A 6,572-nucleotide genomic window follows, 5' to 3' on the forward strand; every position below is an offset into this window, starting at 1 on the left:
AAGGTTTTTCCCGCCCCATTCCCGGGGGCGGGCAAAAACCCCCTCCCCGCCGCTGTCCTGACACCGGCACCGCACAGAAGGCTGCCCGCCCCGCCGTCGACACGGCGGGGCGGGCAGCCCGCGTTCACGCCGGGGCATGCTCCGGCCCGAAGACGTCGGCCACCACACAGCTGACGTTGTCCGGTCCGCCCACCGCGTTGGCCAGGGCGACGAGATCACGTACCGCCTGCTCCGGGCCTTCGACCTGGGTGAGCACCCGGCGTATCTCCGCGGTCGCGACGACCGCGGACAGGCCGTCCGAGCACAACAGGTACCGGTCACCCGGCCGTGCGTCGTGCAGGCGCATGTCGGGGGAGTGGTCGGCCCCCGGGCCCAGCGCCTTCACCAGCAGCGACCGCTCCGGGTGCGAGGACGCCTCCTCGGGGCTCAGGCGCCCCTCGTCGACCATGGACTGCACCATGGTGTGGTCGCTGGTGATCTGGAACAGGCCGCCGTCGCGCAGCAGGTACACCCGCGAGTCGCCGATGTGGACCAGCGCGAGCTGCGAGCCCGTCCACAGCATGGCGGTCAGCGTCGTCCCCGCGACGACGGCCTCGCCCGCGGTGGACGCCCCGTTCCCGACGGCCGCCCGGACCGCCTCCTCGGCCTGCTCGACCGCGTCCTCCAGGACGCCGAGGAGCCCGGCAGCCGGAACGCCGTCGGTCTCCAGCCGCTTCAGCGCCCCGAGCGCCGCGGTGCTTGCGGGTGCTCCGCCGGCGCCGTAACCGTCGGCCACGGCGAGCAGCCGGGGACCGGCGTGGACGGCGTCCTGGTTGCTCTCGCGGACCAGGCCCCGGTCGCAGAGGGCGGCGTAACGGATGCCCAGGGGCTCGGCGACCGTCGAGGTGTTCGTGGACATGGCAAGGTCCTTCCGCTGCAGATGGTCGACGAGGAAGGTCGCCAGGTCCCGCCGCGCGGCCGTCTCGGTCTCGACCCGGGCCCAGAAGGCGCGGACCTCCCGGGCGGCCTGCCCGGCCTCCAGCGCGCACACGTGCCGGATGCGGACCAGCGGCATGCCCAGCCGTCGCAGCCAGGCCACCAGCCGGGCCCGTTCCAGCTGCTCGGGCGCGTACCACCGGTAGCCGTTCACCGGGTCGACGTGCGCGGGCGCCAGCAGACCGAGCTCGTCGTAGAGCCGCAGCGCCTTCGGCGACAGCCGCGACGCCTTCGCGAACGCCCCGATCGTCAGCAGCTCCGGATCCACCCGTGCCTCCATGACAGCCCCCTCCTCGTACCGGACGCCTCGCGACCGGCCCTGCCGATGCTGTGGCTTTCCCCAGGGTGAAGGTCAACCTCCGCCTCCGGACGGCCGTCGCCGGTGGCGTCAGACGTCTCCAGGCGCCCCGGTGGCGGGGCCGAGTTCCGCCGCCACGGCGGTGAGGGTCGCCCCCAGCGGGAGCGCGACGCGGGTGAGGGCGAGGCGGTCACCGCGGGTCGGGTCCCGGTTGACGATCAGCACCGGCTTGCCCTCCTGCGCGGCCAGCCGCACGAACCGGAGGCCGGACATCACCGTCAACGACGACCCGAGGACCAGCAGCGTCGTCGATTCCCGCACCAGGCGGCGGCAGTGCTCCACCCGCTCCGGTGGCACGTTCTCCCCGAAGAAGACCACGTCGGGTTTGAGGACGCCGCCGCAGACCGTGCACGGCACCACGTGGAAGTCGCCGACCTGTTCGTCGTTCAGATCGGCGTCGCCGTCCGGGTTCAGCCCACTGGCCACCGGCGCGAACCCCGCGTTGACGGCCTCCAGCCGTTCGGCCAGCTCACGACGCGGACTCCGCGTGCCGCAGGAGAGGCAGACCACCCGGGCCAGACTCCCGTGCAGCTCCACCACCGCCTCGCTGCCGGCGGCCTGATGCAGACCGTCGACGTTCTGGGTGATCACCCCCGTGAGCCGCCCCTGCTCCTCGAACGCCGCCACGGCCCGGTGCCCGTCGTTGGGGTGGGCGCGGCCGAAGGTGCGCCAGCCGAGATGACTGCGCGCCCAGTAACGCCGCCGGGCCTGCGGGTCGGAGACGAAGTCCTGGTACGTCATCGGCGTGTGCCGGCTCAGGCTGCCGCCCTCGCCCCGGTAGTCGGGGATGCCGGACTCCGTGGAGATGCCCGCCCCGCTGAGGACCAGCACCCGGCCGACGCGCAGCGCGTCGACGACCGGTCCCGGATCCGCGGTGCCCGGAGGCAGGTCGTCGGGCGGGGTCCAGCTCAAGGTGGGACGCGTGCGCATGCGGCCAGGGTACGGAAGGCGCGCCGACGCCCGCCCGCGCCCCGCCAGGGAAGGCACTCCCGCCGCGGCGATCACCGTCCGTACCGGCCTGGCTTCAACAGGAATTCCGGGGGCACCCTCAATGCCATGACACCCGGGGAGCGGCCGTCCCTCGACGGCTCGGGAGGTATCGGTCATGCGGATCGGCGTCGGGATATTACTGGTCCTCATGGGCCTGTTCTCCGCGTGGGGCGGCGCGGGGAAATGGGCGGAGGTCTTCGGCAGCGATGCGGGTGAGCGTGTCCGTAGTTCCCACGCGGTCGCCCACCGCCTCGTCGGCTGGCTGCTGGTCGTCGGAGGAATTCTCTGTGCGGCCGGGGTCGGGGAATGACGTGCGGGAATTCCTGGTCAGAGCGATTCCCGGCAGAGGGGTTCCCGGCAGAGGGGTTCCCGGCAGAGCGAAGGAGGAAGCGATGACGGTGGCATTGCCCTTACTTCTGGCGGTCGAGGACAGTCGTCCCGACGGCCCTTCGTGGAGTCCTTATCTCGCACTGGGGATATGGCTCTGCATCGCGATCATTCTCGGCACCCGGTTCTACCGCAGGCGCCGACAGGGCAAATAGCGCAGCACGTCCGAGAACGTCATCCGACCTCTGCGGACGCGACCTGTCCGGCCAAGGTCCGCAGGAAGCGCGTGCGGGCGTCGTCCCGCCCCGCGCACAGTGCGGGGACGGCCTCGAAGGCGGCGAGCGCCCGGCACCAGGCCAGGACCCGGTCCGCAGACTGACCGGGAACCAGCGAGGACAGCCGCTCGGCCCTGCGCTCCAGCGCCGGGAGATCGGTGACGCCGTCCAGCGCCCAGTCGACCGCGTCGAAGTCCGGGTCGCCCCAGGTGGGCCGGGGATCGATCGCCACCAGTCGGCCGCCGGGCCCGGCCAGGACGTTCCCGGCGTGGAGATCGCCGTGCACCAGTCCCACGGGGCCGGTGTCGCACAGCGCGAGACAGGCCGCGCGGGCGCGCTCCAGCACCGCCGGGTCGAGCGCGGGACGGGGATCCGCCGCGGCGAGGCGACGTACGGCCAGCGTGTGGAGCAGCCCGATCCGGTCCGCGAGCGGGCGCAGCCCTGACCGCCGCGGACGGCTGGGGACGCCCTCCCGCAGAGCCCGGAGCAGCGCCGCCACCTCCGGCAGGCACGGGCCGCCGCCCGCCGTCGCCGGCGCTGGGGAGACCCGCGCCGCGGGGAGGAGGTCCGCCGGCGTGGGGGAGAGGTCCGCGAGCAGGAGGGCGCCCACGCCGAGGTCCTGCTCCAGCAGGTCCACCACCGACGGCGTGCCCGACCAGAGGGACAGGGCCTCCGCCTCCCGGGCGGCGATGGCGAGCTCCGGCGTGACTTTCAGCCACACCGTCGCTCCGGCGTCCCGCCGCAGACAGCGGACGACCCGCGACGTGCCGCCGCCCAGCGACTGGACGGGTACGAGGCACCAGCGTTCGGAGAGCTCCTCCACCAGCGACGGCAGGGCGTCGCACCAGGCGGCCACGCCCGGTCCGAAGCGCACGGTCAGCCGGTCCCTGGCCGCCCGCGGAACACGGACCGACGCCGCACCTTCGTCCACGTGATCCCCCTCGCCCAACGACCGTACTGCGTGCGGAACTTCACCCGGAGATCGGCCGGGGTCACTCGCCGGACGGCGGACCCTGCATCGCCCGGCGAGCGTCCAGCAGATGATGCCGCAGCTCGTGCGCCGTGTGCACGGCGACCCAGCGCAGCGACCGCTCCTCGGGCGCGGGGTAGGTGTACACCAGCGTGCGCTCCCAGTCCGCGGGCGTGAGGAGGTCCAGCACCCCGCCGAACAGCAGCGCCGCGTCCCGGAGTTGACGGGCGACGTCGGCCGGCAGCTCCCGTGCGTAACCGGCGTGCTCGACCCGCTCGTCACGGCCCATGGCCTCGGCGACGGGCGTGTCCCGACGCCGAGCGGCCAGCAGCCGTTCGCGCTGCACCAGCAGGACGTCCCGCACATGGCAGGCGTACTCCAGGGGCGACCACACGTCCGGCGCCGGACGTCGCCGCAGCAGGGACGGCTCGGCCGACAGCAGGTCCGCGTACTCGTCGGCGTACGCCCCGGCGAGCCGCGGGACCGACGGAGCCAGCGAAAGGTCGTACTCGAAACCGCAGTCCTCGCAACCTGTCATGCGCTCACGCTAGTACGGCCGAGCGGCCTGCCCGTCCACGGGCAGGTCACTCCGCTCAGCTGTAGTACGCGATCTTCTCGTCCAGCACCCCGATCGCCCGGTGCAGGGCGGCCACCCGCTCCTCGAGGGCGATGCGGCGCTCATGGAGGAAGGCCACCCTGTCCCGCGGGGAGCGGTCCGAGCGCAGGATGGCGACGAACTCCCGCAGATCGGCGATCCCGAGCCCCGCCTCGCGGAAGCAGGTGACGAGGCCGATCCAGAAGACGTCGTCCTCGGTGTACGCCCTGCGCCCGCCGGCGGAGCGCCCGATGGGGCCGATCAGTCCTTCCCGCTCGTAGTACCGCAGCGTGTCGATGGACACCCCGGTGCGGCCGGCGGCCGCGGCGGGGGAGAGGGTGGTCATCAAGGGCTCCTTCGGTGACCGCTCCGGCGGGCTACCGCGCCTCCGCGAAGCGTGCCAGGTGTTCGTCCGTCAGCCGCACACCGCGCGCGGCCAGCGCCTCCTCGATCTGCTCCACCCGGCTCACGCCCACGATGGGGCCGATTCCCTGCCGCAGGAGCCAGGCCAGCACGACCTGGTTCGGCGTGGCCGACACCTCGCGGGCCACGTCCTCGAGGACGGCGAGCACCCGGGTGGTGCCGGGGTGATCATAGGTCTGCGGGAACGGTTTGTCCGCGCGGACGTAGGAACCCCACAGCAGCGCGCTGTACGCCCACACGGAGAGGTCCTCCGAGCGGGCCAGGTCGAGGTCCTCCGCGGTCATCATGCGGTGACCGCCCTCCGCCACCGGCGTCAGCGGGCGCGGCTGCACCAGGGAGTGCCGCAATTGAAGGGCCGACCACGGCTCGACGCCCTGCTCGCGCGCCAGCGACCGGGCGCGCTCCACCCGCCAGGCGGCGTGGTTCGCCGCACCGATCCGCACGGCCGTCCCCTTCACGACCAGTTCGCCGAAGGCGCCCACCGTCTCCTCCAGCGGCGTCCCGCGGTCCTCCGCGTGGGCCCACAGGAGGTCGACGTGGTCGACTCCCATCCGCCGCAGGCTTCCCTCCACCCCGGCGCGGACGGCGCGGGCGGAGAGCCCCTCGGCGCTCTCCGGCCACACGTGCGGAACGAGAGGGTTCTGGCGGACCTTGGTCGCGATCCGCACCCGGTCCCGGGCACCCGGCCGGGCCGCCAGCCACGACCCGATGACCCGCTCGGAGGCGCCGCCGAGGCCGTCGGGGTCGTTCCAGAACGCGTAGCAGTTGGCGGTGTCCAGCCAGACGCCGCCGCCGGCGACGAAGGCGTCGAGGATCGCGAAGGCCCGCTCGGGGGCGACGCGCGTGCCGAATTCCATGGTGCCCAGTACGACGGGCGGTCGGTTGCCGTTCATGCCGACCATGCTCGGATCTGGAGCGCGCTCCAGGTCAAGTGCCCCGTGCGGGCAATCCGTTTGACACCGCCGCGTCGCACGGGCACACACTCCCCGCCATGCGCACCTACCGAGAGCTCTTCCGCGCCCCCGAGTTCACTCCGCTCTTCGTCTCGAGCGCCCTGTCGGTGGCCGCCACCACGGTCTCCGGGCTCGCTCTGGGCACCCTGGTCCATGCGGCCACCGGCTCCCCGCTGCTCACGGCCCTCGCCATGTTCGGACCGTCCCTGGCCCAACTCGTCGGCGCCGCGACGCTGTTGTCGGCGGCCGACCGTATCCGTCCGCGCGCCGCGACCACCGGCCTGGCCCTGGTGTTCGCGGTGGCCACTGCGGTCCAGACCGTCCCGGGACTGCCGGTGTGGGCGGTCTTCGCCGTCCTGGCGGCCGAGGGGCTGGTGGCCTCCGTCGGAGGCGGGGTCCGCTCCGGACTGCTCAACGACATCCTCACCAAGGACGGCTACCTGCTGGGCCGCTCCGTGCTCAACATGGCGGTCGGCACCCTGCAGATCTGCGGTTACGCCGTCGGCGGCCTGCTCGTCGCCCTGTTCTCCCCGCGCGGCACCCTGCTCGTCGGCGCACTGCTGTACCTGGCCGCCGCGGCCGTCAGCCGCCTCGGCCTGTCCGACCGGCCGCCCCGGGCGACCGGCCGGCCCACCGTCGCCGCCACCTGGCGCGTCAACGCCCGCCTCTGGGCCCCGGCCCCCCGCCCCCCCGTCCACCCGGCGCC

At 73.6% G+C, this 6,572-nt stretch carries 8 protein-coding genes; 2 read left to right on the forward strand and 6 right to left on the reverse strand.

What is annotated here, in order from left to right; all coding sequences use genetic code 11:
• Positions 1–124: 124 nt before the first annotated feature.
• Positions 125–1,255: a MerR family transcriptional regulator gene (locus ACOV8S_RS09385; RefSeq protein WP_448317245.1), complete on the reverse strand. Its 1,131-nt coding sequence runs from the start codon at positions 1,253–1,255 to the stop codon at positions 125–127.
• 108 nt (positions 1,256–1,363) lie between these two features.
• A complete protein-coding gene (locus ACOV8S_RS09390; protein WP_448317246.1) occupies positions 1,364–2,263 on the reverse strand; it encodes an NAD-dependent protein deacetylase in 900 nt (299 codons plus the stop codon).
• A 175-nt stretch (positions 2,264–2,438) separates the two neighbouring features.
• On the opposite strand from ACOV8S_RS09390, the gene ACOV8S_RS09395 reads away from it, so the two are divergent.
• The gene (locus ACOV8S_RS09395; RefSeq protein WP_448317247.1) at positions 2,439–2,633 is read left to right on the forward strand and encodes a hypothetical protein; all 195 of its coding nucleotides are present in this window, start codon (positions 2,439–2,441) and stop codon (positions 2,631–2,633) included.
• Positions 2,634–2,884: 251 nt separating this feature from the next.
• Here the strand turns inward: ACOV8S_RS09395 and ACOV8S_RS09400 are convergent, their stop codons facing one another.
• From ACOV8S_RS09400 to ACOV8S_RS09415, 4 genes are all read right to left on the reverse strand, one after another.
• Positions 2,885–3,856 carry an aminoglycoside phosphotransferase family protein gene (locus ACOV8S_RS09400; protein WP_448317248.1) on the reverse strand — a complete coding sequence of 324 codons (972 nt, stop codon included), beginning with the start codon at positions 3,854–3,856 and terminating at the stop codon, positions 2,885–2,887.
• A gap of 61 nt (positions 3,857–3,917) precedes the next feature.
• Positions 3,918–4,433 (reverse strand): DinB family protein, encoded by a 516-nt coding sequence (locus ACOV8S_RS09405; RefSeq protein ID WP_448317249.1) that lies wholly within the window; start codon positions 4,431–4,433, stop codon positions 3,918–3,920.
• Positions 4,434–4,488: 55 nt separating this feature from the next.
• Positions 4,489–4,836 (reverse strand): MerR family transcriptional regulator, encoded by a 348-nt coding sequence (locus tag ACOV8S_RS09410; protein WP_448317250.1) that lies wholly within the window; start codon positions 4,834–4,836, stop codon positions 4,489–4,491.
• Positions 4,837–4,867: 31 nt separating this feature from the next.
• On the reverse strand, positions 4,868–5,815 hold the full coding sequence (locus tag ACOV8S_RS09415) for an aldo/keto reductase (RefSeq protein ID WP_448317251.1): 948 nt from the start codon (positions 5,813–5,815) through the stop codon (positions 4,868–4,870).
• An 89-nt stretch (positions 5,816–5,904) separates the two neighbouring features.
• Between ACOV8S_RS09415 and ACOV8S_RS09420 the strand changes: the two genes are divergently transcribed.
• The coding region (locus ACOV8S_RS09420) for an MFS transporter (protein ID WP_448317252.1) at positions 5,905–6,572 on the forward strand (668 nt) is incomplete at its 3' end.

The sequence above is a fragment of the Streptomyces sp. CO7 genome, assembly GCF_053474865.1.